Annotated in this window: 22 protein-coding genes; 8 read left to right on the forward strand and 14 right to left on the reverse strand. The window is 36.9% G+C overall.

The window, feature by feature from the left end:
- Nucleotides 1–206: 206 nt before the first annotated feature.
- Nucleotides 207–1325: a ribonuclease H-like domain-containing protein gene (locus JJN12_RS05575; RefSeq protein ID WP_208428753.1), complete on the reverse strand. Its 1119-nt coding sequence runs from the start codon at nucleotides 1323–1325 to the stop codon at nucleotides 207–209.
- A 227-nt stretch (nucleotides 1326–1552) separates the two neighbouring features.
- On the opposite strand from JJN12_RS05575, the gene alaS reads away from it, so the two are divergent.
- The 5 genes from alaS (at nucleotide 1553) to JJN12_RS05600 (ending at nucleotide 8306) form a co-directional block, all read left to right on the forward strand.
- Complete coding sequence (gene alaS, locus JJN12_RS05580) at nucleotides 1553–4219, forward strand: alanine--tRNA ligase (RefSeq protein WP_208428754.1); 2667 nt, start codon at nucleotides 1553–1555, stop codon at nucleotides 4217–4219.
- 96 nt (nucleotides 4220–4315) lie between these two features.
- Nucleotides 4316–5746, forward strand: a complete 1431-nt coding sequence (locus JJN12_RS05585; protein WP_208428755.1) for an MBOAT family O-acyltransferase — start codon at nucleotides 4316–4318, stop codon at nucleotides 5744–5746.
- Nucleotides 5747–5765: 19 nt separating this feature from the next.
- Nucleotides 5766–7253, forward strand: a complete 1488-nt coding sequence (locus tag JJN12_RS05590; RefSeq protein WP_208428756.1) for a DHHW family protein — start codon at nucleotides 5766–5768, stop codon at nucleotides 7251–7253.
- A gap of 11 nt (nucleotides 7254–7264) precedes the next feature.
- Entirely contained in the window at nucleotides 7265–7849 is a 585-nt protein-coding gene (locus JJN12_RS05595) for a thymidine kinase (RefSeq protein WP_208428757.1), read from the forward strand.
- Nucleotides 7850–7934: 85 nt separating this feature from the next.
- The gene (locus JJN12_RS05600) at nucleotides 7935–8306 is read left to right on the forward strand and encodes a BlaI/MecI/CopY family transcriptional regulator (protein WP_236013710.1); all 372 of its coding nucleotides are present in this window, start codon (nucleotides 7935–7937) and stop codon (nucleotides 8304–8306) included.
- 182 nt (nucleotides 8307–8488) lie between these two features.
- Here the strand turns inward: JJN12_RS05600 and JJN12_RS05605 are convergent, their stop codons facing one another.
- From JJN12_RS05605 to JJN12_RS05615, 3 genes are all read right to left on the reverse strand, one after another.
- Nucleotides 8489–9022 (reverse strand): hypothetical protein, encoded by a 534-nt coding sequence (locus tag JJN12_RS05605; RefSeq protein WP_208428758.1) that lies wholly within the window; start codon nucleotides 9020–9022, stop codon nucleotides 8489–8491.
- A gap of 322 nt (nucleotides 9023–9344) precedes the next feature.
- Nucleotides 9345–11012, reverse strand: a complete 1668-nt coding sequence (locus tag JJN12_RS05610; RefSeq protein ID WP_208428759.1) for a glycoside hydrolase family 10 protein — start codon at nucleotides 11010–11012, stop codon at nucleotides 9345–9347.
- Between the two features lie 12 nt (nucleotides 11013–11024).
- Nucleotides 11025–13790 (reverse strand): N-acetylmuramoyl-L-alanine amidase, encoded by a 2766-nt coding sequence (locus JJN12_RS05615; protein WP_208428760.1) that lies wholly within the window; start codon nucleotides 13788–13790, stop codon nucleotides 11025–11027.
- 519 nt (nucleotides 13791–14309) lie between these two features.
- Here JJN12_RS05615 and JJN12_RS05620 point away from each other — a divergent pair.
- Together JJN12_RS05620 and JJN12_RS05625 are read left to right on the forward strand one after the other, a co-directional pair.
- The gene (locus JJN12_RS05620; protein ID WP_208428761.1) at nucleotides 14310–15359 is read left to right on the forward strand and encodes a tyrosine-type recombinase/integrase; all 1050 of its coding nucleotides are present in this window, start codon (nucleotides 14310–14312) and stop codon (nucleotides 15357–15359) included.
- 11 nt (nucleotides 15360–15370) lie between these two features.
- Complete coding sequence (locus tag JJN12_RS05625) at nucleotides 15371–15934, forward strand: DUF6548 family protein (RefSeq protein WP_208428762.1); 564 nt, start codon at nucleotides 15371–15373, stop codon at nucleotides 15932–15934.
- A gap of 7 nt (nucleotides 15935–15941) precedes the next feature.
- Here the strand turns inward: JJN12_RS05625 and yneA are convergent, their stop codons facing one another.
- Nucleotides 15942–16286 carry a cell division suppressor protein YneA gene (gene yneA / locus JJN12_RS05630; RefSeq protein WP_208428763.1) on the reverse strand — a complete coding sequence of 115 codons (345 nt, stop codon included), beginning with the start codon at nucleotides 16284–16286 and terminating at the stop codon, nucleotides 15942–15944.
- 185 nt (nucleotides 16287–16471) lie between these two features.
- Between yneA and lexA the strand changes: the two genes are divergently transcribed.
- Nucleotides 16472–17086, forward strand: a complete 615-nt coding sequence (lexA, locus tag JJN12_RS05635) for a transcriptional repressor LexA (protein WP_208428764.1) — start codon at nucleotides 16472–16474, stop codon at nucleotides 17084–17086.
- Between the two features lie 362 nt (nucleotides 17087–17448).
- Here the strand turns inward: lexA and rsfS are convergent, their stop codons facing one another.
- The 9 genes from rsfS to JJN12_RS05680 all read right to left on the reverse strand — a co-directional run bounded on the left by rsfS (nucleotide 17449) and on the right by JJN12_RS05680 (nucleotide 24100).
- A complete protein-coding gene (gene rsfS, locus JJN12_RS05640; RefSeq protein ID WP_208428765.1) occupies nucleotides 17449–17805 on the reverse strand; it encodes a ribosome silencing factor in 357 nt (118 codons plus the stop codon).
- A complete protein-coding gene (gene yqeK, locus JJN12_RS05645) occupies nucleotides 17805–18389 on the reverse strand; it encodes a bis(5'-nucleosyl)-tetraphosphatase (symmetrical) YqeK (protein ID WP_208428766.1) in 585 nt (194 codons plus the stop codon). The genes rsfS and yqeK overlap by 1 nt, the downstream gene beginning before the upstream one ends.
- Nucleotides 18382–19011 carry a nicotinate (nicotinamide) nucleotide adenylyltransferase gene (gene nadD, locus JJN12_RS05650; RefSeq protein WP_208428767.1) on the reverse strand — a complete coding sequence of 210 codons (630 nt, stop codon included), beginning with the start codon at nucleotides 19009–19011 and terminating at the stop codon, nucleotides 18382–18384. The genes yqeK and nadD overlap by 8 nt, the downstream gene beginning before the upstream one ends.
- Nucleotides 19012–19022: 11 nt before the next feature.
- Complete coding sequence (yhbY, locus tag JJN12_RS05655) at nucleotides 19023–19316, reverse strand: ribosome assembly RNA-binding protein YhbY (RefSeq protein ID WP_208428768.1); 294 nt, start codon at nucleotides 19314–19316, stop codon at nucleotides 19023–19025.
- A gap of 83 nt (nucleotides 19317–19399) precedes the next feature.
- Complete coding sequence (gene obgE / locus JJN12_RS05660; protein ID WP_208428769.1) at nucleotides 19400–20686, reverse strand: GTPase ObgE; 1287 nt, start codon at nucleotides 20684–20686, stop codon at nucleotides 19400–19402.
- A gap of 81 nt (nucleotides 20687–20767) precedes the next feature.
- The gene (gene rpmA, locus JJN12_RS05665) at nucleotides 20768–21058 is read right to left on the reverse strand and encodes a 50S ribosomal protein L27 (protein ID WP_208428770.1); all 291 of its coding nucleotides are present in this window, start codon (nucleotides 21056–21058) and stop codon (nucleotides 20768–20770) included.
- 4 nt (nucleotides 21059–21062) lie between these two features.
- Nucleotides 21063–21392 (reverse strand): ribosomal-processing cysteine protease Prp, encoded by a 330-nt coding sequence (locus tag JJN12_RS05670; RefSeq protein WP_208428771.1) that lies wholly within the window; start codon nucleotides 21390–21392, stop codon nucleotides 21063–21065.
- A gap of 2 nt (nucleotides 21393–21394) precedes the next feature.
- On the reverse strand, nucleotides 21395–21703 hold the full coding sequence (rplU, locus tag JJN12_RS05675) for a 50S ribosomal protein L21 (RefSeq protein WP_208428772.1): 309 nt from the start codon (nucleotides 21701–21703) through the stop codon (nucleotides 21395–21397).
- Between the two features lie 108 nt (nucleotides 21704–21811).
- The gene (locus JJN12_RS05680; protein WP_208428773.1) at nucleotides 21812–24100 is read right to left on the reverse strand and encodes a glycosyl hydrolase family 95 catalytic domain-containing protein; all 2289 of its coding nucleotides are present in this window, start codon (nucleotides 24098–24100) and stop codon (nucleotides 21812–21814) included.
- Nucleotides 24101–24104: the final 4 nt, after the last annotated feature.

Consider the following 24104-nt stretch of genomic DNA (forward strand, 5'->3'; position numbering starts at 1 on the left):
GGGTTTAAATCTTTCTAACAAGATTTAAACCCTTTTTTAATAAATTCTCCTGCAAGCAAGTCCCAATCGAATTTTTATACTTTTGACACTTGTATCATAAATTATAAATACTGAAAATTTTATTTTTATACAAGTGATATAAGTTTTATCTACACCCTAATTCAACTTAGATTATAATTGTGATTTACTACAATTATGGAAGTGTTTCACCTATTATTTGTTAAATATCTAAGAAACGACCTGAAAATAGCAGATAAGCTCTCCTTAGACTCCAATAGCTTTTCATTTACAATAGTGTACATTGTCTTGTCCGCATATTCAGATTTAAACACTGGAAGTGTAGTGGCTTTGGGGAGCTTTATAAAGCGGCCTTTATGCTTTGTATAGCAGTTAGAAGAAGTAGCTTTTTCTTTGTTTTCCTTATCCACAAAGGATGCCAGACTCTTATGTACTACCATGTCCTCTTTAGGGAGATAGTAGTAGTTTTTATAGTCCTTGTAGAACAACTTAAGCTCAGTTTCATACATATCTAAGGTCAAATCTATCCTATTTGCAGTGCTTTCATCAATAAAGCAACAAGAGAAGCCATCCCCACGAAGCTCATCTTTCCTTAGAATATCGAAGTCAACCTTTGTTGATAAGATGATTTTACCTGTTGTATCATTAACAACACAGTCAATTTCAAGCTCATCACCTGAATTAATAAGAGTTTCAAGTTCTTTTATGAAGTTATAAAGCTTTGTAAGCCTTGCTAAGCCTGCTAAATCATCACTGTTGTGTAGTATTAAAGTCTTGTATATTTCTTCTTTTTCAGATGAATCACTAAACCTTAGCTTTAAAAACTTAGCATACCACTCCACGAGCTCACCGCCGGAGTATTTGTCCTCCCTTAAGATACCCAGATAGGCTTCAACCTCCTTTTGTTTCAGTCCGCTTAATCCAAGAAACTTCCTATAGGAAGAAAACACCCTATAGAAGTCAATAATTTTATACTTATAAGCCTGAAAAGAGAGACTGTATTTTTCGTATTTTTTCGTGAGATATGGCAGGTCAAAGGTGGTTCCATTGTAGCAAATTAGGTATTTTTTATCTTTTATAAAGTCTGAAAAGGCGGATAGTGCCTCTTTTTCAGACTTATTATCCTCAGCAAACCACTGAATCAATTGCCATTCACCCTCTTTAAAGTATATGCAGCCAATAAGGTAAAGAGCAGTGACATCAGCAGAAAAGCCTGTTGTTTCTATATCAAAATAAACTGTCTCCTCTGAGCTAATGCCAATTGGAGGATTAAAGCAATTATCAAGAGCTTTTCGTTCTATTATCATAACTTATTTTCCTTTAAGCGTTTTAGTTTGCAGATTTATTATAGCAGAAATGATAGTTTTGTAGCAAGGTTTTCAAGGTAAGTGCAATGTCATGTTGCATTTAAGTCCCAAAACTACATGGGACTATTTGATGAAAACAAGCAAGATAAATGGCTTGAAAAAAATATTATTAAATGATAAAATATTAAGATGACTTTAGATGACAATACCCCTATGGAGGATTAGATATGAAAGCTTATGGAGTTAATGAATTAAGAAGGATGTTCCTTGAGTTCTTTGAGAAAAAAGGACATCTCAAGATGAACAGTTTTTCACTAGTACCACATAATGATAACAGCTTGCTTATTATAAATTCGGGTATGGCACCTCTTAAGCCTTATTTCACGGGACAAGAGATACCACCATCTACAAGAGTCTGTACCTGTCAGAAGTGTATCCGTACAGGAGATATAGACAATGTAGGTAAGACAGCAAGACATGGTACCTTCTTTGAGATGCTTGGAAACTTCTCCTTTGGAGATTATTTTAAGGAAGAGGCAATTCCTTGGGCTTGGGAATTCCTTACAGAGACAGTTGGTATCCCTGCTGACAGACTTTATCCATCAGTATATGTGGATGACAATGAGGCGTATGAAATCTGGAATAAGAAGATGAATATCTCTCCTGAGAGAATCTTCAAGTTTGGTAAAGATGATAATTTCTGGGAACATGGCTCAGGTCCTTGTGGTCCTTGTACAGAGATATACTTCGACAGGGGAGAGAAGTATGGCTGTGGAAAGCCTACCTGTACTGTAGGCTGCGACTGCGACAGGTATATGGAAGTATGGAATGTTGTATTTTCACAGTTTAATAATGATGGTAAGGGACATTATACAGAGCTTGAACAGAAGAATATCGATACTGGTATGGGACTTGAGAGACTTGCTGTAGCTGTACAGGACGTAGATTCCATCTTTGATGTGGATACTCTTTTGGCTCTTAGAAATAAGGTTTGTGAAATAGCAGGAAAGAAATATAAGGAAAACGAGAAGAATGATGTCTCTATCCGTGTAATTACTGACCATATCCGCTCTGCTACCTTTATGATATCTGACGGCATTATGCCTTCTAACGAAGGTAGAGGCTATGTGCTTAGAAGAATAATCAGAAGGGCAGACAGACATGGTAAGCTACTTGGCATAGATGGAGCGTTTCTTGTAGGTCTTGCTAAGGCTGTGATTGCAGGAAGTAAGGATGGTTATCCTGAGCTGGCTGAAAAGCAGGATTTTATTCTAAGTGTAATTGAGCAGGAAGAAGAGAAGTTTGAAAAGACCATAAATCAGGGACTTGAGATACTTGATGGTATTCAGAAGGATATGGAGGCTAAGGGCGTTAATACTATGTCAGGAGAAGATGCCTTTAAGCTTTATGATACATACGGCTTCCCTATAGACTTAACTAAGGAAATCCTTGAAGAAAAGGGAATGGACATAGACGAAGAAGCCTTCAAGCAGGCTATGAAGGTGCAGAAGGATACTGCAAGAAATGCCAGAAAAACCACCAGCTATATGGGTGCCGATGCTACTGTATATGAGCAGATTGATCCTGCTATTAACTCCGAGTATATCGGCTATGACAAGACAGAGGCTGAGGGAAAGATTGTTGCTCTTGTAAGTGTAAGCTCTGAGGAGGATGGAGAAGAAAGCACTGTATCAGAAGCACTTACAGATGGAATGACTGGAGCTGTTATAACCGATGTTACTCCTTTCTATGCTACTAAGGGTGGACAGGTAGGAGATGTAGGTGTAATAACTCTTGGAGATTCTGTATTTGAAGTAAAAGAGACCATACCTGTGGCAGGCTCTAAGATAGCCCATATAGGTAAGGTTGTAAAGGGAATGTTTAAGGTAGGTGATAAGGTTACCCTTAAGGTTGACAGTGAGAACCGTATGGCTACCTGTAGAAACCATAGTGCTACCCATCTTTTACAGAAGGCTCTTCGTGAGGTACTTGGAACTCATGTTGAGCAGTCAGGTTCTTATCAGGATGCAGGCAGAACCAGATTTGATTTTAGCCATTTCAAGGCTATGACACCTGAGGAGATTAAGGCTGTTGAGAAGCTTGTTAATGACAAGATAGCAGAGTCGCTTCCTGTTGATACCAAGGTGATGTCAGTTGAAGACGCTAAGAAAAGCGGTGCTATGGCTCTCTTTGGTGAGAAATACGGGGATGAAGTCCGCGTAGTAGGAATGGGCGAGTTCTCAAAGGAATTCTGTGGCGGTACCCACGTTAAGAATACAGGAATGATAGGTCAGTTTAAGATAATTTCTGAAAGTGGTGTAGCTGCAGGAATCAGAAGAATTGAGGCTATCACAGGTCATAATGTAATAAAGTACTATGAGAATCTTGAAAATACTATCGCTGAGGCAGCAAAGATAATTAAAGCAAGTCCTGATAAGCTTGTAGAGAAGGCTAAGCACCTTATGGAGGAGATGAAGGCTCTTCAAAGTGAAAATGAATCACTTAAGAATAAGGCTGCCAAGGAGGCACTTGGCGATGTTATGGACAAGGTTGTTGAAATCGGTGGAGTTAAGGTCCTATCCGTTGAAATACCTGAAACTGATGGAAATGAGCTTAGAACTCTTGGAGATGAGCTTAAGAATAAGCTTGGCGAAGGGCTTATCTTCCTTGCATCCGCTAAGGATGGTAAGGTAAATCTTGTTGCTATGGCTACAGATGGCGCCGTAAAGGCAGGAGTTCACGCAGGCAACCTTATAAAGACAGTTGCACCTATAGTAGGTGGTGGCGGCGGTGGAAGACCTAATATGGCCCAGGCTGGTGGAAAGCTTCCTGACAAAATAGGTCAGGCTGTTGAAGCTGTCAAAGACGAGGTTAAGACACAGTTAGGAGCTTAATTAAAATAGTTAATGTTTTAGAATAAATGGAAAGTCACTATAATTGGGATTTAACTATATTATAGTGACTTCTTTGTGATATGCAAAGGAGCTTATATGTCGCTTTCGAGCCTGTTTTTTGTACTGTGTTTCTTGCCTATAATGGCAATGATATACTTTACTACAACTGTAGTTGGATATAAAAATAGAATTATATTGATTTTTTCTTTGCTTTTCTATTCTTTTGGAGGAGTAAGCTATCTTGTACTTCTTATGGTTATGACTGCCATAGGTTGGATTTCAGGTGTAAAAATAGAAACTGCACCAGATAAAAATACTAAGAAGAAGTGGCTTATATTTTCAATTGTTGTCTTTGTTTTGGTGCTTGGTATATTTAAGTATACTAATTTTTTTGTGGGAACAGTTACTTCTATTGCAGGAATTAACTGGAAGCCACTAGCAATTGCACTTCCTATGGGAATATCATTTTATACATTTAAGCTTATTTCATATGTGACTGATGTTTATACGGGAAAATGCAGCGCGGAAGAGCATTACAGTGTTTTGCTTTTATACACATCTATATTCCCTCAGGCTTTGCAGGGACCGATTGAGAGATATAAGGATATTAAAGATGAGATTTATAATAGGGATACTAGAGCTTATGATATATCTGAGGGTATTTACAGGTTTGCAGTAGGTCTGGCCAAAAAGACCATTCTTGCTGACCATATAGGAGAACTTGCCAACACACTTTCACCTGTCACTGAGTCTATATCAGGAGCTACAATGCTTGCTGTCTGGGTGGGCTCTCTTTGCTATGCAATGCAGCTATATCTTGATTTTTCTGCTTATACCGATATGGCAATTGGTGTAGGCCGAATCCTCGGCTTTCATTTTACCGAGAACTTCAATTATCCCTATGTTGCTACTTCAGTAAAGGATTTTTGGAGAAGATGGCATATAACACTAAGCAGTTTTTTTAGAGACTACGTGTATATCCCTCTGGGAGGTAACAGAGCAGGGCTTCTTAGAACCGGCTTTAATCTTTTTGTAGTATGGATGCTTACAGGTCTTTGGCATGGTGCAAGTTGGAACTTCGTGCTTTGGGGGTTATTCTATATGCCTTTTATAATGATTGAAAACTGGTGGAAAAAGATGAATTTCCCTCTATTTCCTAGAATCATAAGACAGGTAATTACAATCTTTATTATTAACTTTGCGTGGCTATTATTTAGATACAGCGATATCAATCAGCTAAAGGAAGTTATTTCAATCTTCCTTGGAATTAAAAGTAATGGATTTAGCATATCTACTGTAAATATTAGTATACAGAATAATATATTTATAATCATAGCCTGTGTTTTATCCTGTACGCCTGTATTTAGTTTATTAGGTAAAATGATATCTGCCAAGGCTTGTAACAGTAGAAGTGCAGCTTGCCTTTATCAGGGAATGCGCACTTTATTCTGTCTTATTTTGCTTTTACTATCATTAGCAGCCATGGCAGGAAATAGCTTTACTCCATTCCTTTATAATCAGTTTTAATCCAAGTTAAGGAGTTTATATGAACGAAAAAAACATTTGGCATAAGATAAGGGTTGCACTTATGTCTATAACTGTTATGGTTTTTATGATAATAGGATTCTTAATATTTATAAGGCCAACTGAATCTGAGCTTGAAAAGAGAAAACTTGCGGTATTTCCTAGCCCTACAACCCGTACTGTACTTGATGGAAGTTTTTTTAAGGATATTGTGACCTGGTATGCGGACACCTATCCTCTAAGAGAGAAGATGATTGCATTTCAGTCGAATGCCGAAGAGATATATGGAATCAGAGATACAGTGATTTATGGTGACACAGGGCAGACAGCAGATGCAATTCCAAGTGGAAATGAGGAAACTGCTCCCATTATATCCAATATAGATGAGGAAACTTCCGATAATACCGTGGACGAGAGCACATCAGACGAGGATAACAGTACACGGCAAGAACAAAACATAGATAACGCCTCAACATCAGCAGTTAAGGAAATTGCTGAAAACGCTACAGTATCAGGAAGCGCCGATACTGTAACAAAGTCCAATGAGAATATTAATGTGCAGAATAAGAAGGAGAACAGTAAGGATAAGCCCCTTAAGGATGGAACATTAAAGGTTCAGCCTGAGGTGGCGGGAACAGTCTATATAGCCGAAAACAGAGGCTTCACTCTTTATTATTTTTATAAAAAGGGAGCTGATTTGTATGCATCCATGCTCAATACTGTAGCTAAAAAAGTTGAAAATACAGCTTCCTTGTATGATATAGTAGTTCCTAACAGCTTTGGAGTAAATCTTGATGAGGATATTCAAAAGAGCATGAATACATCCAACCAAGGGGAGGCAATTGACTATATCTACAAGAGGCTTAATCCGTCTATTAAGACTGTTGAGACCTACAAGCAGCTTAGAAATCACAACTCAGAATATCTGTATTTTAAGACAGACCACCACTGGACAGCTCTTGGTGCATACTATGTGTATAGGAGTTTTTGTGAAGTTAAAGGTATTACTCCACACGAGTTAAAGGATTATAAGAAGAAGGAATTTCCTGATTTCTTAGGCTCATTTTATGCATACAGCAATCAGTCAAAAGCGCTTGCCAAAAACCCTGATACTGTAGAAGCCTATATTCCTATCGCTACAAACAAAGAGACTATTACTCCACGTGAAGGAAAGCCTTATACTTATGAGATAATAAGTGATGCAAATAAATTCTCTGCTGCCAATAAATACCTGGCATTTATTGGAGGAGACCAGCCTTTAATTGAAATAAAGAATCCAAAATTAAGTGATGACAGTTCATGTATTATAATCAAAGAGTCATATGGTAATGCATTTGTACCTTTCCTTGTGGATCATTATCAGCACGTGTATGTGGTTGATTATAGGTATTATACCGGTAACGTTGTTAATCTAGCTAAGAAACACAGTAATACAGACATTGTTTTCTTAAATAATACTGCTGCAACAAGTGTGGAGAAGTCAAAGCTAATGCTTGGGATATTTAAGTAGAAGGAGATGTGATGGCTAAATTATATTTTAGGTACGGTGCTATGAACTGTGGTAAGACAACGGCTCTTTTACAGACGGCACATAATTACTCAGAAAGTGGACAGAAGGCCATAATAATAAAGCCTGCTGTAGACACAAAGATGAAGTCCTGTGTTACCAGCCGCCTCGGTATAAGTAGAGAAGTAGACCTACTGGTTGGGGAAAATGATAATCTTTTTGAGCATTTTGAAGAGAATGGACAAGGACTTGACTGTATACTGGTTGATGAGGTACAGTTTCTTACGGTAGCTCAGATAGAAGAGCTTTATAGGGTAGCGGTAGTGCTTAATATCCCTGTAATATGCTATGGACTTAGAGCAGACTTTAGGATGGATGGCTTCCCTGCCAGTTCAAGGTTGTTAGAGCTCGCACATTCTATAACCGAGATGAAAAACGTCTGCGCTTGTGGTAAAAAGGCTACCTGTAACCTTAGGCTAGTTAATAATGTGCCTGTATTTAAGGGAAATCAGATAGAAATTGATGATTCTGACTTTATATCTTATAAGGCTGTATGCTCAGAATGCTATGAAAGGCTTAAATCTTCTACAAATGCTTGACTTTAGGGCTAAATAATTATATACTACTGTTATAGTAAAAAAGTCGTAAGACAGTAGTAGTATATTATTGAGTGGGGAGACAGTTATGAGCGAACTGAGATTACACGAAGGCGAACTGAACATTATGGAACTTCTTTGGTCTAATAAGGAGCTTGCGGCCAAAGATATATCTAAGATTATTAAGGAATATATAGGCTGGGAGAAAAACACCACATATACTGTAATTAAAAGATTAATAGATAAGGGTGCTGTACAAAGAACAGATCCCGGTTTTATCTGTAGTGCACTTGTGTCGCAGCGCTCTGTTCGTGAAATTGAGACAAAGAGACTGATAGATCAGTTCTATAATGGCTCATTACAGACGTTTATCAGCGAATACTTAAAGAATCAAAGCCTTTCAGCAGGCGATATTGCAGAGTTACAGAAGCTTGCTAAGAACTCCAGCAGGAAGTTCTAAAAGAAACTTATAAGTAAACATAGGTGCTTATAGTTTATTTATTTAACTTACAATATAAATATGCGTAATAAGCAGTAAGAGAACATGATATTATAATAAGAGAGTGCACGAAGGCTTTTCCTATCGGCACTCTTTTATGTTTAACTAAATTATACACTTTTATACATTGTTGCTAAGAAACACTAGAGCAGTTCCTCTACGACGTAGAATAAGCCTGTTTTTTCATCAAACAAAGAGTATAGGCGTCTACTATCCTCAGGACTTCCGTCCCAAGCCTTTCTTTGAGCAGTTAGTATCTTGTATTTAGCGTTTGCATCGGAGAGGGCAGTCTTGACGTTTGTATCTGTTATCTGACTAATTAAGTTAGTCAGATAAAGTTTATATTCATCATCTATATCAGTATAATAATTTTTCAAATCAAAGAAGGTATCAGTTGTTTCCTGTTTATCAACCTTAATCACATATACCTTAGTACCTTCACCGAACCAGTTAGTATTTTTATACTGAGTTAAAACTTCAGTACCTTTAGGAAGATTGATATGCCAGTTATTATACAACACGTAAGAAGGACTATTAGTAATTACATAGTTTCTTCCATACGAAAATATACTATAGATTAAGAATAAGGACAATAAAGTCAAAACTATTTCTTTAAGATAATATTTTATGGAAGAATCATCAATAATCTTATATCCTGTATATACTTTATTTCTCAAATATATCACCTGCCTTTTAATATAGTGATAGAAACCTTGTTATATTTTTAATTTAGCACTTAACTAACGAATATGCAATAGATTTTATTTAATATTAAGAAATGTAAGATGCCTTAAGAAAGCCTCTTTACTACAGGTATTTATGAATATGAGAGATAGGTTTCTTATAATAACTATTCGCGAAACCCAAGTTTAACGAATAGATACCGCAGGAATCATACTTCTTGCCTGGACTTAGTATTTATAACATAAATGGGACTGTCTCACAAGAAATAAATCATCCTAAATTTATCCTATGTACAGTCCCATTTCAAAGTTATATTTATTTAGATTTTATCACCTTAACCAAATAATTGTATTCATCTATAGCCCCGGTCTTTCTAAGGAAGGCCGGCGTCATATAGTCATATCTGTATACAGAAAATCCGGTCAAAGATTTATTCCTGAGACTCGTAACCATACGTCCTAATATATCATGGTTATTCTTCCACTCAGAAGTCTCCTGTGCCTGTGCAAGATGCATAGGAAGTGCAATGTATAGTTTGACATTAGGATTGATAACCGTGGCAATCCAGTTATTTATAGTTTGCTCATACGGACATATATTGTGTTCAAATCCCCAGTATAGCTGAGGAGCTATATAGTCAACATAACCTGATTCCCTACCCCATCTGTCAATGTCCACATAGTACTTGTCATTTGCCCTTAAGTTATTTAGATTTCCGGCAGGACTTATGCCAAAAGTACGGTTCTTACCTGATTTTTTAACTGTTGCATACACCATCTTAACCATCTTATTGATGTTATTTCTGCGCCAGTCAGCTATTGACAATGGATTTGACGTATCTGACTTATAGTCATTATATTCATCAGAATCAAACTTTGATGAGTAATTACTGCCAAGTGTAGGATAAAAATAATCATCAAAGATTACACCGTCTACATCATAGTTTTTAACTATTTCTGCAACACCGTTATTGATAAGCTTAATTACGTCATCTGATGAAGGATTGTAGTAATACATGTTACCAAATTTGAGTACATTTCTGTCATTGTCTTCATCGTCATCATTTAGCCATTTATATGCAGGGCTGCTGGTAGCCAGTTTACCAAAATCAGCCTCTGTACACACTCGATATGGATTTATATACGCGTGAATCTTAAGGTTCCTTGAGTGTGCAGCATTAACCATTATTGCAAGTGGATCAAAGCCAGGATCTACTCCCTGTGTACCGGAGGCATACTTAGACCAAGGGAAATATGCAGAACGGTACATAGCATCACTAAATGGCCTTACATGTACGTAGATTTCATTGAGGCCACTCGCTGCTATCCTATCAAACATCTCTGTTATTCTGTTGTTAAAGCTATTTAATGTATATCCCTTGCTATTAAACTCTAGGAAGGTAATCCAAGCAGCTCTCACTTCATTTGTGCTCACAGTAACATTTTTATTTACATTTTGATTACTGTCTGCATTAGCGTTATTACCACCGTTATTATTACTTGCATTATTACCGTTTGCGGTATTCTTGCTGGCATTTTTACTGTTATCTGTGTTATCTTTAGTATTTGGATTAGTCTGATTGTTATTCGTGTTCATCTTAATCCTCACCTTTTTAATTGAGCTGTTGCCTGACTTATCCACTGCATATACAGTGTATATATCATTTTGCGTAACTGTTATTGCTGTACTTATATTCTTGGTTGAGTCAACAGATACGTTTTTTACTTTTTTTGAGTAATACGCACTGCCAAAAAATGATTTTCTATGATTTCCAACAGCGTATTTTATAGCTTTAACTGCACTGTTATCTGTGACAGTTATTTTTAACTTCAATTTCCCGTTATTAACATCTGTATACACGTGACATTTTATATTTGGTGCCATTTTATCCTTTGCATACGCATCGTAGCTGCCAAAGGTGCTTAAAAGCAACTGAAATACGATAAAGAATGCAAAGAATCTCTTAATAAACTGATTATTCAACCTTCCTCTCCTTTATCTCCCTGTTGGGTAATTATCAAATATCTCTTCTATTGTATCGTAAAGAATTTCCGCAGCTTTATCCTGCACATCAAGTCTGCTAAACTTTGCTAAATCACTTGAATTGCTCAAAAATCCATATTCAATTAGGACTGCAGGCACCGTATTCATATTTGTTACTACAAATACATTACTCTTCACACCCCTGTTAGCCATACTCAAGTTGGAGGTGATATTCTTTAAGAACATACTAGCCATTGTATAGCTTGATAAACCGTTTGACTGAATTGAGTTGTTCCTTGTGGAGTAATATACCTCAGTTCCTTTAGCGGATGTATTACCTGCGGAATTCATATGAACACTCACAAACAAATCAGCATCAACCTTATTTGCAAAGGCGGCTCTATTATTTAAGGTCATAAATGTATCATCTTTCCTTGTCCAGTATACTTTTAAGTCTTCATCGTCAATATAATTTCTAAAATATGAATATGCAATTGACAACACTACATTTTTTTCCTTATATATTTTGTTTAAGCTCACTGTGCCTGTATCATGGGCACCATGTCCTGGATCTACCACAATTACCTTTGAATAGAGGTTTTTAGCACGATCTATAGCCACCTTAATCTGTGATTTAGACACAGTTAATCTGTATGCATAGAGCTTTGTGGTATAGAAAGTAAGTACTGTATCGCCAGAATCATCAAGTGAAATATTGACATTACTTACCTTATTTGCATCATACTTAATTGGCTTAGAATTAAAATGATTTCTTAAGTCTCCAGGCAGGGTAATTGTAAAGTTCCCAGAAAAATAATTATCCTCATCTTCTATCTCAGAGGTATCTAAGCCGCTTGGTAATGCTATTGTAGCACCGGCAACATTTGCAGGTGTTGAAGCCTGCGAAAATGTTATAGTTAAAGTATTGCCGGACTGACTTGTGTAATAAGTAAGTCTTGAAGTTTTGTTGACGGATAAAGAAGCTCCTGCTATGCCATTACTAAAATAGCTAAACATACTAAGAGCTGAACCGGTATTGTCAACATATGAACCTGAGCCTATAGTATCTATAATGTTAGGTATAGCCAGATTCTGGTTGCTATCAGAACTTCCGTTATCATTTACACTTAAAGGTGCAAGACCTGTAAAAGTAAAGGTATATACACCTTTATTATAGCTTCCTTTAATCTCTGTAATTGTGTTTTTATATATTTTCACATTCAGAGATTTACCGTCTTTTGACAGTGACATATCATATCCTACTACACCATCTGCAAGGCCAAAGCTGATATTACTCGAATTTGACGCAGCGTTATATGTTGTATTTATGTAATTAACGGTACGAATATTACTTGTATAACTCTGGCCGCCGTTTGAAGATACATTATCAAGGCTTACTGTCAGCTGATTATTGGCCATGTTACCCTTTATGCCACTAAACCCTTCTGTAGATTTGATGGTATATGTGTCAAAGTTATCCGCCTGATTTCCCGATAAATTAACTATATCAGTAATTGATGAGCCTGCAGAAGTATTCTTGCCGTTTAGGCTTTGTACTGCATTAAAGGCTGTCGCAGGGTTTACTTTTGACTTCCAGCTAAATGGAAGTTTGTTAGCTACAAAAGGCTGAAGAGGATTATCTGCTTCATTACTAGGTTCTGGTGTTGGCTCAGGTGTTGGTTTAGGATTTTCATCATCACCAACATCCTCAACAGCTTCATCATCATCAGGTAAGCTTAAAGTACTGACATTGCCACTAGTTTCAATATCAATATCAAAGAGTTCACATATACTTTCCATAGGTATGTAAACTTCGTCTTTATTTGAAAAATTAAGTTTAATAAAATCTGGAGCTTTTTCAAGTTTTACCTGTGCACCGTTTAATTCTGCATTTTTGCTGCCAAGGGTAAGGATTAAGTCATTGTCACCGAAGCTTATAGTTGCTGTTTTCTTTGATTTACTTAAGGAAAAACTTCCCTCCATACTATCTGATAGGAATAAGCTTTTTGCAGGTCCCATTAAAGTTTTACCTACGTAGACACCTGGAAGCTTTGCAGTATTAAGCTCAATATCTTCTATACTAAAAATGACCTTTTTATTCTTAACATCATAAGATTTGCCACTATATATAAAGGTTTCTTTGACACTTTTTGTAGTAGTCTTTTTAGTTGCCTTCTTATTAGTCTTGTTAGTCGTGGTTTTTTTATCTTTTTTAGTGTTATTTTTGTCCTTCTTAGTCTTTGCTTTGCTGTCAGATTTAACAGCCTTCTTTTTCTTAACAGTCTTTCCGGTCATCGATGCAACGCCTGATGAAGCATCCCAGGTGTATGTAAGTCCAAATGTTTTTGCTACATATCTGGTAGGAACATATATATCTTTAGTCTTATCGCTAAATTCAACCATTCTAGGTTCTACAGGCAACACTTCACTCTTGCCGTTTACCTTTGAATTAATTGAATTTAATGTTAATACCAAGGTGGTCTTGTCTCTCTTTAACTCTAAGGTATTTTTTTTCTTGTTGTACTTATAAGAAAGTCCAATCTTGGAATCAGAAAAGACCTCTTTTGCACTTGCAAGAGATATTCCATCAATTATAATACCCGGATGTTTAGATTTGATATTACTGCCATTTATTGTATATTTAACCTGTGCATCCGAATAATTAATCTTTTGTTTTCCATACTTAATATTAATGTTTTCAGCATAAGATACACTCGGTACAGTGCAGCAAAGCATACCCAAAACAGATACAAATGTTACAAACTTTTTAAATTTCATTTAAATCACTCCAATCAAAAAATAATATACAAAAGCACCAATATAAATAAGCGTTAATAGTGTCTACGGCATATTTATCGGAATTTTTATGCTTTAACTTAATTAGTTTACTGTTTTATAGTAAGATTATCAAGTGGTAAAAATATGTCATTTTGATTGAATTTGTGTTAAATATTAGTCATTTTACATAAACCTACTCCTTTACTATGGTTGAATTCACGGTATAACCATTACAAAATAGCTATTTTATGCGATTTGTAACAATTAGATGCTTGTAGAAAATATTAATTCTTTTGACTATATTTGTAGTATATGATATGCTATTGATGTAGAAAAATTACAATTAGCTATGATAACAATATGCGATGTAGTATGATTATGACTTCGCTTTTTGGAATTTTCACATAGTTTTTGCAAGGATTGCGGTAAGCGTAGCTGTAGCAATCCTGTATTAATGGGTGTCAAATACTTTTGATACCCACATCATAATATAGGTTTACGTTAATATCAGGAGGTAATATGGCTGAGCAAACTTATAGTCAGCAGGTTGATATAGATAATGAATTAAAGCTTAGAGGGCTTCTACTTAAGCTTCCCCAATTTGCATCTGAATTCTTCAGAGGTATAGAGTCAACAACTGCATCAAGAACAAGGATAGCCTACGCCTATGACCTTATCGTCTTTTTTAACTGGCTTAAGGAGTCTAATCCTGCTCTATCAAACATTGATGTGAGAAATATTGATATCAGTATTTTAGATAGCTTAAAAGCAATAGATATAGAGGAATACATATCTTATATCAGGTACTATGTAAAAGACGGTGAAGGGCATGGCAACAAAGAAAAAGGTATTAAGCGTAAGCTTGTGGCGCTTAGAACCTTTTATAAGTATTATTACAAAAAAGAAAGAATCAAAAATAATCCAAGTGTTCTCGTAGATACTCCTAAGCTCCACGATAAGGCAATAGTGAGACTCGAACCTGAAGAGGTTGCTGACTTGCTTGATAATATCGAGTCAGGCGAAGGACTGACTGCTGCTCAAAACAGGTATCATGAAAAGACGTCTGTGAGAGATTTGGCGATAGTTACTCTCCTGCTTGGTACAGGTATTCGTGTCTCTGAGTGTGTAGGAATTGATATCAAAGATGTTGACTTTAAGACTAATGGAGTGAAGGTACACAGAAAGGGCGGTTATGAAACTGTTGTGTACTTTGGTGATGAAACACAAGCAGCTCTTAAAAAGTACTTGGATGAAAGAATCAAAATAGAAGCTGCAGAAGGTCATACAAATGCCCTCTTTTTATCTATGCAAAAAAAGAGAATAAGTGTACGTGCAGTTGAATTATTGGTCAAAAAATATTCCAGTCTGGTAACTACAATGAAAAAAATAACTCCTCATAAACTTAGAAGTACCTATGGAACCAGTTTATATAGAGAAACAGGTGATATTTATCTTGTAGCCGATGTGCTTGGTCACAAGGACGTAAATACTACAAAGAAGCACTATGCTGCCATTGAAGAAGATAGGCGAAGAAAGGCAGCAAATATTGTGAAACTGCGTAAAGAATAGAAGGAGCCGCAATGAGCCATAGTAATGAAGAATTTATGGAAGCGTTTAAACACTTGGATAAAATCTGTAAAGAAATATTTAACAGTGAAAAAGGCGTAACTTCATATATCGATGCAATGGAAAAAATAACAAATGGAGATAGATATGTTTCAAACTGGGACTATGTTCTTAAGAGGTTAAAAAAACTACGACACATAAGAAACCAATATGCCCATGAAATAGGATCATCCTATGATAATATATGTGCGCCAGAGGATATTGAATGGCTTAAAAGCTTCTACAACGAAATAATGAACACTACAGATCCTTTGGCGCAATATAGAAAAGCTACTATAAAGAAACAGGAAAAAGACAAAACAACTGAATCTAAATCTATGGCATCAGTGCCTAATCCATCAAAACTTACACAAGAAATATCAACACCAAAATCTGCTAGTTACAATCAACTACACACACTTCAATCTCAATGCAATGATGAAAATGAAGGAGACGCAAGTAGATTAGGCATAGTTCTAATTTTTGTCATTGCAACACTGATTACTTGTGGAATATTATATGTTGCCTTTTATATTTAGTCTCAAATCATTTTGTATATGGAATAATAAGGCTTACTCCGGCAGAAATTTCATCACCGGTGAGATTGTTACACTCTTTTATAGCCTCTACATAATCTTTGGTACTGCTATAGTAAACAGAGTCATAGCTCTGTGCAATGCTCCACAAGGTCTCACCCTGCTTCACTACCCTACTGTCTATGTATACAGGCTTCATTTCTGAATCGGCCTTTACAAAGTTGTTAGAGAAGCCAAGAAAATATGAAAAAACCATTGTAATAACATAAAAAGTTAAAATAAAGCTGATTTTACTTCTCTTGTTTCTCTGACGATTCCCTGCTTTATAATGTACTCTCTTATTATTCTTAGTCATAATCTAAATCCCCCTAAATAATAAACAAATGTTTGCGAACAACCGTTCTGATATAGTTATTATATCGAACAAATATTCTTTTGTCAACAGGGAAATCGAACAAATTTTTGGAACATCCGTTTGACATTTAGAAATAAATGATATATACTTGAGTCATGTATTATTAGGAATTTGGAGGAATAGTTATGGGCTATGGTAAGATAACTGCTAAGCAGCAGGAAATATTAGATTATTTGAAAACACAGGTTTTGTCTAAAGGTTATCCACCTTCAGTTAGGGAAATATGCGAAGCAGTACACTTAAAGTCAACTTCATCTGTTCACTCTCACCTTGAGACCTTAGAGAAGAATGGTTATATCAGGCGTGACCCTACTAAGCCTCGTGCAATAGAGATTGTTGATGATGAGTTCAATATCACAAGAAGAGAGCTCGTAAGTATTCCTGTTGTGGGTACTGTTGCGGCGGGTGAGCCTATTTTTGCTGTGGAGAATATATCCGAGTACTTCCCTATTCCTGCGGAGTATATGCCTAATGAAGAGACTTTCATGCTTGTAGTAAAGGGCGACAGTATGATTAATGTCGGCGTTTACAGCGGAGATAAGATTATTGTCAAAAAATGTTCAACTGCTTCAAACGGTGATATGGTAGTGGCTATGGTAGACGATTCTGCCACTGTCAAGACTTTTTATAAAGAGAAAAACCACTTTAGATTACAGCCTGAAAATGACTCCATGGAGCCTATTATAGTTGATCAGGTAGAAATCCTTGGTAAAGTTATAGGACTTATAAGAATGTATTAGAATATTATACAGTATTTACCAACAGCTTAAACTTAAAATATAAGGTTACAGAGCTATATTATAGCTAATAAGGTTACAGCGATATATTATAGAGGATTGCTACATTGCTTCTTATAATTGCAGGAATTATAGGAATTAAAATAATGATACCACAGCTGATTACGACTAATCCGCCTTAAACTAGGCATAATAATTAGTTAAATCAGCTGTGGTATTTTCCTGCTGCTTATTATATGATGTGTGTGTCAACAGTACTTGACACAAATTGATACAGGATTGCTACAGCTGAACTTTTAGCAGTCCTTACCTTTAGCTTGCAAAATAATTGCGATATTTCTATGGATGCCTCATAAAAATTAGGGTTAATTAATAAGCATATCTGTATCAAGCATCTTGCCGTCAGACCATACTCTCTCAATATTATAGAACTCTCTGTCTTCTCTCGAGAAAATATGCACTACAAATTCGCCATAATCAAGTAATATCCAGGTTTCTGAACGGCTGCCTTCGATTCTTTCAGGATGTATTCCTGCCTTTGCAAGGCTTTCCTCTACCGCATCCTGTAAAGCTTTCATCTGGTTTTCGTTTTTAGCATCAGCTATTACAAAATACTCTGAAATAGTTGTAAGATGAGCTATATCAATTACTTTTATATCATGAGCCAGGTGCTCATCAAGTGCCTTACAGGTAATTCTTACTGCATCTAAAATATTTTCCATTATCCCTCCACTAATTTTTTGTAATATTCATATGTCTCTTCAGTTCTTTTATCCATAACCCCATTATCTTCTTTTATTTTAGTGATAACTGATTTGAGCTCATATAGAGCTGCCTTATGTAGATTAGTAAAGGCACAGGCTCTCATTTCATCTATATAAGGCAGAGCAGGACGACTTGGTTCAATATAATCAGCCACATATATAATCTCCTCCAATAGGCTCATATCAGGTCTGCCTGTTGTATGGTAAGTAATGGCTGAAAGCACATCCACGTCTTCTACACCGTATACATTTTCAGCATAGAAGGCACCCAGCTTTGTATGTAACAATCCCGGTGAAAGCCTTTCTATATCGGAAATTTCAATCCCGTTTTTCTCACATTCAGTTATCATTTCAGAGCTTTTAAGATATTTTGCACAGTCATGCAAAAGTCCTGCAAGCTGAGCCTTATATACATCTCCTCCATGGCTCATTGCCAGTGAAGCAGCTGTATATGAAACACCTAAGGTATGATAAAATCTATACTCAGGAAGAAGCACTCTTAGCTTGTTTTGTATATCAAAAAGCCTTACAGAATCACCCATGAACTTCCTCCTTATATAAGTTATTAGTTAAGATATATTGCATCACCTTATCACTTATACCAAGTAAGCTTGCATCCTTTATCCCCTCAGAAATCAATTTTCTGATTTCAGTTGATGAAACTGACGTTGCCCTAAACCTCACTTCCTTCATTCTGACATTAGTGAATCTTTTCTTTAAAACATTATCAATGTGAGACAAGCATTTGTCGGACTCACTTCCTATTCTTGAAATATAGAGAATATCGGCATTATCAAAGATAATCTGTGGCTCGTGCCAGTCTTCAAGGTATAGAACCGAATCTCCTCCAATGATAAGTGTAAATTCATCGCCTGGAAAGTCTTTCTTAAGTGATATTAAAGTATCTGAGGTATAGCTAACCCTATCTCTTACAAGCTCATAATCAGATGGGAAGATGTTCTTTTCGCCAATGAGTGCAAGCTTTACCATTTCAAACCTATGGATGTCAGCCACAATTTTCATTCCAAGCTTATGAGGCGGGACCTTTGCCGGCATCACCCACACTTCATCAAGCCCTCCTTCTTTAAGAGCGGCGTTTGCCATATCTATATGGGTGTTGTGAATCGGATTAAAGGTGCCGCCAAAAATACCTATTTTTTTCATATTGTCACTCGTTATTTCTTAGGTAGTTCAATCTTTTTATTATCTTTTGATTCTTTGTAAAGAACTATCTTCTTTCCAATCACCTGTACAACCTGTGAATGCGTGCGCTCAGCGAGAACTTCAGCTATTTCACGAGGCTCATCCAGACAGTTCTTAAGTACGGATATTTTAATAAGCTCCCTTGTTTCAAGAACTTCTGCAATTGCAGAGGTAAATTCAGGGGTGATGCTGGATTTCCCAACATTAAATACAGGATCTAACTTCATTGCAAGACCTTTAAGGTATGCTCTTTGTTTACTGGTCATATAATCTCCCGCTATGTCAATCAATATTTATTGATACAAGTGTCAAAAGTATAATTATAAAATACTTTTTATAAACACATAATTTACTTATAATAATCAAAACTCAGGTCACCAAGATTTACAAGGTCACCCTCCTCTATTCCAAGCTCCTCTAATCTATCAATAACTCCCTGGTCACGCAGGAATTTTTGGAAGAAAGCAAAGCCCTTTTCATCATCAAGGTTAGTGTATCCAAGCATTTTATCAATCTTGGAGCCCTTAACAAGGTATTCACCTTCCTTCACCTTTGTAATCTCAAGTGGACTCTCATCGATTACAAGGTCGGAGGCATCAAATTCCTTATGGAAAATAACCGGAGTTCTGTCAAGTGTCTTAAGTATATCATTTACTGCATACAAAAGCTCTTTAATTCCCTTACCTGAAACTGCGGAAATAGGATAGATAGGAATATTTTCGCCATCAAAGGCTTCGTGGAATTCTTTAAGCTTTTCATCAGCCTCATCTCCATAGAATAAATCCATTTTATTGGCCGCAATTATCTGAGGAGTCTTAAGTAACTCAGGATTATAGTTTCCGAGCTCTTTATTGATATTTTTTATGTCTTCAATAGGGTCTCTTCCTTCTGAACCTGAAATATCAACTACATGGACAATGATTCTGGTTCTTTCAATATGCCTTAAGAACTGATGACCAAGGCCAACTCCCTCAGAAGCTCCCTCTATAAGTCCAGGTATATCAGCTATTACAAAGCCTGCACCGCCTCCAAGGTCTACCACTCCCAGATTAGGATGTAATGTGGTAAAGTGATAATTCGCTATCTTAGGCTTAGCATTGGTACATCTTGAAAGGATTGTTGACTTACCAACGTTTGGATAACCTACGAGGCCAACATCTGCAATAAGCTTTAATTCAAGAATCAGAGTAAGTTCAATGCCCGGTTTTCCCGGCTGTGCATAGGTAGGAACCTGCATTGTAGGGGTAGCGTAATTCATGTTGCCCTTACCGCCTTTGCCTCCCTTAAGTATGACTTCTCTCTGGTTATCTCCTGACATGTCCACTATAACCTTGCCGGATTCTGCCTCTTTTACCACAGTTCCCTCAGGAACCTTTATTATTATATCCTCGCCGTCTTTTCCATGACAACGTCTTCTTCCACCTTCATCGCCATCCTTGGCATAATACTTTCTAACATATCTGAATTCATTAAGTGTGTTTATATTTTTATCAACTTCAAAAATAACATCGCCGCCATCACCGCCATCACCGCCATCCGGTCCACCGGCAGCTACAAACAATTCGCGCCTGAAGCTTACATGGCCATTCCCGCCATTACCTGATTTAACATATATTTTTGCACTATCTGCAAACATTTTTATCTTCCTTTATCCCTGTTTCATTAAAAAATGCCCCAAATCTATGTATTACAAAGATTTGGGGCCAATTATCAGTTATTATTCAGCAACAGCTACAGGATATACAGAAACCTGCTTTTTGTCTCTGCCTAATCTCTCAAATTTAACTTTTCCATCAACTGTAGCAAATAATGTGTCATCCTTACCGATTCCAACATTTGTACCTGGATGGATATGAGTTCCGCGCTGTCTATAAAGAATATTTCCAGCTAATACGAACTGACCATCTGCTCTCTTAGCACCAAGTCTTTTTGACTCAGAATCTCTGCCGTTCTTAGTAGAACCAACACCCTTCTTATGAGCAAAAAACTGAAGGTTCAATCTTATCATCGCATTACACCTCCTGCCTTAATATAGTAATGAACTTTTTACCGTATTCTTGTGATATTCCATCGAGTCCAAGCATAAGAGACTTCATAAGTAAATCAGCCTTGTCGCTTAATTTACTCTTAAACTCTGCTTTTAGATAGCCCTTTTTAGGCTCATCATAAGCATCGAATTCATCTTTACAAAAGACCTCAATAGAGTTTAGCGTATTAATAGCCAATATAGAAACTGCGGCACATACAATATCTTTACCGGAATCGGCAAATAATGCATGACCTGAAAATTCTATACCCTTATAACCGCCATCTTTGTCTACCGACACAACAACCTTAATCATGATTAAGCGTTAATCTTTTCAATCTTAAGCTTTGTGTACAACTGTCTGTGTCCGTTTTTCTTGTGGTATCCACTTTTACGTTTATACTTGTAAACAATAACCTTAGGTCCCTTGCCTTCTTTTTCAACTGTAGCTGTTACAGTAGCACCAGCTACTACAGGGTTTCCAAGAACGAACTTGTCACCACCGATTGCAAGAACCTGATCAAAGGTATAAGTCTCTCCGGCTGCTACACCAAGCTTTTCAACCTGGATAACATCACCTTCAGCTACCTTATACTGCTTACCACCTGTTGCAATAATTGCGTACATATGGCTCCTCCTATTATAATTCTCGCCTGCTTAGGTGTTGTCATTTGGACAAACTTCTACCCACACAGTGCGGCACAAAATATAGTTTAGCATACAGAGAGAGGGATGTCAACAAATTTTTATTTCTTTTGACAAGGAATCCTTATCAAATATCAGGTTTTCCATATTTCCATTGTAGCAAAGCTTCACACTCCCATACTTTTTGGCTCTTATAACTATATGAGTTACCTTGCCATTTTCCCAGTCCACATCAAGACTATAGCCTCCCTTTGCTCGTATGCCTTTTACAAACCCTGTATTAAATGCTTTTGGCAGGGCAGGCAAGAGTTCAATCCTCTCTTCATCACTTTGGAGTATCATTTCAATCACAGCAGCAGCAAAGCCAAAATTACCATCAATCTGGAAAGGCGGATGAGCGCAGAATAAATTAGGATAAGTTCCTCCTCCTGTCACCATAATATTCTCTTCAACCGTGTAACGGAGTTGATTCTTTAAGAGGTTTAATGCACTTTCTGCTTCTTTAAGCCTTGCATAGAGGCAGGCTTTCCAAGCTATACACCAGCCTGTTCCATCATCCCCTCTCCTGTTAAGGGAAGTTTCGCAGGCTTTTTTAAGCTCTTTATCCTTGATTAGATTGCCCGGATACAAGCCATAAAGGTGGGATACATGCCTATGATGCACATCATTTTCGGCGTAGTCAACGAACCATTCACATAAAGCGCCGGTTTTCCCTATCTTAAAAGGCGGGAGCTTCTTAAGTGTATTTAAGACCTCCTTATCTTTCTCCAGACCTAAGATATCCTGTATAGTAAGATAGTTAGCAAATAGCTCCTTAATTATGGTTATATCCATTGTAGATGCATAGGTTAGAGCATGAACTCCTCCTTTATCATCTACGAAGTAGTTTTCCGGGGAGGTTGATGGTATGGTAACTAAATATCCATCTACCTCTCTCAAATAGTCAAGGTAAAATTTCACTGCTCCATCAATAATAGGATAAGCAGTATCCCTTAAGAAATCTTCATCTTGTTCATAGAGATAATGCTCAAAAAGGTGTCTGCAAAGCCAGCCGCCACTCATCTGCCAAAGACCATACACAGATGGGTTGTCATCACCTGCATTTAAGCCCACTGGGGTAGAGTGTCCCCATAAATCCACATTGTGATGGCTTACCCAGCCTCTTGCTCCATACATCTTCTTAGCTGTCTCCTCCCCCCTCTTGCTTACCTTTTCTAAAAGCTCAAAGAGAGGTCTATGGAAGTCAGAAAGACCTGTGGACTCAGCTATCCAGTAGTTCATTTCAGTATTGATATTAACAGTGTAGTTAGAGCTCCAAGGCGCTCTTAAAATATCTGACCATATTCCCTGTAGATTGGCACATTCGGTTCCGGGCTTTGATGATGTAATTAGCAAATACCTTGCATATTGAGTCATTAGCTCATATATGTAGCCGTCATCTATATCTTTGGCATCTTTAATAGCCTTAACTGTATCCTTATTTTCTGAATCTGAAAGAGAAATTTCAAATGTTTTAAAATGAGGAGTAAAAGCCTCTTTGTGTTCTGTTAAAGATTTGTCAAAGCCCTGTTCCCTTACCTTTTTAAGCCTGTTTTTACAGAATTCTTCTAAGTTTTCTTTATTCTTGTAATCAGTATCACCTGTTAAATAAAGCTCAACCTTGTCAGCATTATTAATAATGAGCTTATCATCTTTTATCCGCATTTCACCTGAATGTATTAAAACTTCAAGCATGAGTACAAAGTTAAGACCTTTGCCATCTTCATATCTTATAGGTTCAGGTACGTTAAAATAATTTGGAGCCGCATAGATTGGCGCCCTGCCCTTAAGAGTAAGCCTGTTTTCACTGCTATTTAGGCAATAATGCAGTTTACTATCAAGAGATACTTGAAGAGATAGTCCTCTGTTTTCACCCTCCAAACGGGCTACTAAAGTGCTGTCGCAAAAGCTTACAAAAGCAGACAGATGTCTCTTAGAGGAATTATTCCCAGCCTCCATTTTGTAAACAGCAGTATCAAGAGATAGTTCCCTGTAAAATGAAGTTTTAGCCTCATCTTCATCCAAGTACTTTATTATTAGATTACCTGCAGGAAGATAGCACTCAGTCCAGTCGCCAAGCACATATCTCTTGCTAATCTCCTCTGCTTCTTTGTATTCTTCTTTTAAGATATGCTCCCTTATCTCTTCCAGTTTGTCTGGGCTAAACAGTGGATTCATCTTATTTTTTTCTTCACCCGACCAAAGAGTATCAAGATTGAGGCTTATGTCCTCATAAGCCTCATATGAATTTACTCTTGCGCCAAAATCTCCGCTGCCAAGCGGAAGTCCGTCATAACGAAACTTTGCAGCTTCTCCGTATTTTAGATTGTATTTTTTCATATTT

This window comes from Catonella massiliensis (assembly GCF_016651435.1).
Lineage (GTDB): Bacteria > Bacillota > Clostridia > Lachnospirales > Lachnospiraceae > Catonella > Catonella massiliensis.

Coding starts and splice junctions, on each gene's coding strand:
- JJN12_RS05625 (WP_208428762.1), top strand. CDS start 15,371: ATGAGCCATAGTAATGAAGAATTTATGGAAGCGTTTAAACACTTGGAT.
- rsfS (WP_208428765.1), bottom strand. CDS start 17,805: ATGGAAAATATTTTAGATGCAGTAAGAATTACCTGTAAGGCACTTGAT.
- yhbY (WP_208428768.1), bottom strand. CDS start 19,316: ATGACCAGTAAACAAAGAGCATACCTTAAAGGTCTTGCAATGAAGTTA.
- yqeK (WP_208428766.1), bottom strand. CDS start 18,389: ATGGGTGATTCTGTAAGGCTTTTTGATATACAAAACAAGCTAAGAGTG.
- obgE (WP_208428769.1), bottom strand. CDS start 20,686: ATGTTTGCAGATAGTGCAAAAATATATGTTAAATCAGGTAATGGCGGG.
- JJN12_RS05585 (WP_208428755.1), top strand. CDS start 4,316: ATGTCGCTTTCGAGCCTGTTTTTTGTACTGTGTTTCTTGCCTATAATG.
- rplU (WP_208428772.1), bottom strand. CDS start 21,703: ATGTACGCAATTATTGCAACAGGTGGTAAGCAGTATAAGGTAGCTGAA.
- JJN12_RS05595 (WP_208428757.1), top strand. CDS start 7,265: ATGGCTAAATTATATTTTAGGTACGGTGCTATGAACTGTGGTAAGACA.
- JJN12_RS05600 (WP_236013710.1), top strand. CDS start 7,935: ATGAGCGAACTGAGATTACACGAAGGCGAACTGAACATTATGGAACTT.
- JJN12_RS05590 (WP_208428756.1), top strand. CDS start 5,766: ATGAACGAAAAAAACATTTGGCATAAGATAAGGGTTGCACTTATGTCT.
- JJN12_RS05680 (WP_208428773.1), bottom strand. CDS start 24,100: ATGAAAAAATACAATCTAAAATACGGAGAAGCTGCAAAGTTTCGTTAT.
- alaS (WP_208428754.1), top strand. CDS start 1,553: ATGAAAGCTTATGGAGTTAATGAATTAAGAAGGATGTTCCTTGAGTTC.
- JJN12_RS05575 (WP_208428753.1), bottom strand. CDS start 1,325: ATGATAATAGAACGAAAAGCTCTTGATAATTGCTTTAATCCTCCAATT.
- JJN12_RS05615 (WP_208428760.1), bottom strand. CDS start 13,790: ATGAAATTTAAAAAGTTTGTAACATTTGTATCTGTTTTGGGTATGCTT.
- yneA (WP_208428763.1), bottom strand. CDS start 16,286: ATGACTAAGAATAATAAGAGAGTACATTATAAAGCAGGGAATCGTCAG.
- JJN12_RS05620 (WP_208428761.1), top strand. CDS start 14,310: ATGGCTGAGCAAACTTATAGTCAGCAGGTTGATATAGATAATGAATTA.
- rpmA (WP_208428770.1), bottom strand. CDS start 21,058: ATGATAAGATTGAACCTTCAGTTTTTTGCTCATAAGAAGGGTGTTGGT.
- lexA (WP_208428764.1), top strand. CDS start 16,472: ATGGGCTATGGTAAGATAACTGCTAAGCAGCAGGAAATATTAGATTAT.
- nadD (WP_208428767.1), bottom strand. CDS start 19,011: ATGAAAAAAATAGGTATTTTTGGCGGCACCTTTAATCCGATTCACAAC.
- JJN12_RS05670 (WP_208428771.1), bottom strand. CDS start 21,392: ATGATTAAGGTTGTTGTGTCGGTAGACAAAGATGGCGGTTATAAGGGT.